We start from the raw sequence: 990 nt of genomic DNA on the forward strand, positions 1-990 counted from the left end.
CCCTGGGGCGGCTCCTATTATGTCGAGCGCTTGACCGCCGAGCTTGCGGCAAAAGCCTGGGCCCATATCCAGGAAGTCGAGGCGCTCGGCGGCATGGCCAAGGCGATCGAGGCCGGCATCCCGAAACTGCGGATCGAGGAGGCCGCCGCCAAGACGCAGGCGCGGATCGATGGCGGCCAGCAGGCGATCATCGGCGTCAACTGCTTCAAGCCCGAGAACGAGGCGGCGATCGAGGTGCTCAAGGTCGACAATGCCGCGGTCCGGGCCCAGCAGCTCGACAAGCTCAGGCGGCTCAGGGCCGAGCGCAACGAGGCCGAGGTCCAGGCGGCACTCGCCGCGCTGACCGAAGGCGCCGCGGGCGAGGCCAACCTGCTCGACCTTGCGGTCAAGGCGGCGCGGGCCAAGGCGACGGTCGGCGAGATCTCGATGGCGCTGGAGAAGGTCTTCGGGCGCCACCGGGCCGAGATCAAGGCGATCTCGGGGGTCTACAAGCGGGAGGTCGGCACGATGAACCCTGCGGTCGCACGGGTGCAGGCGATGACCGAGGCCTTCGAGGAGGCCGATGGGCGCCGGCCGCGCATCCTCGTCGCCAAGATGGGGCAGGACGGGCATGATCGCGGCCAGAAGGTGATCGCCTCGGCCTTCGCCGATCTCGGCTTCGACGTCGATATCGGCCCGCTCTTCGCCACCCCGGACGAGGCGGCGCGCCAGGGCGTCGAGAACGACGTCCACATCATCGGCGTCTCCTCGCTCGCTGCCGGCCACCTGACCCTGGTGCCGGAGCTGAAGGCGGCGCTGGCCAAGGCCGGGCGCCCCGACATCATGATCGTCGTCGGCGGCGTGATCCCGCCGCAGGACTTCGAGACCCTGCGTGAGGCCGGCGCCAGCGCGATCTTCCCGCCCGGAACCGTCATCGCCGACGCCGCCGAAAAGCTCCTCGAAGAGCTCAACCAGAAACTCGGATACGCCCAGAAATCAGCCGCAGAGTGA

Annotated in this window: 1 protein-coding gene; it reads left to right on the top strand. The window is 69.2% G+C overall.

The features are described 5' to 3' along the window. The coding region (locus RKE40_RS29600) for a methylmalonyl-CoA mutase family protein (RefSeq protein WP_316021729.1) at positions 1-990 on the top strand (990 nt) is incomplete at its 5' end.

Source organism: Allobosea rubneri (genome assembly GCF_032464875.1).
Classification (GTDB): Bacteria; Pseudomonadota; Alphaproteobacteria; order Rhizobiales; family Beijerinckiaceae; genus Allobosea; species Allobosea rubneri.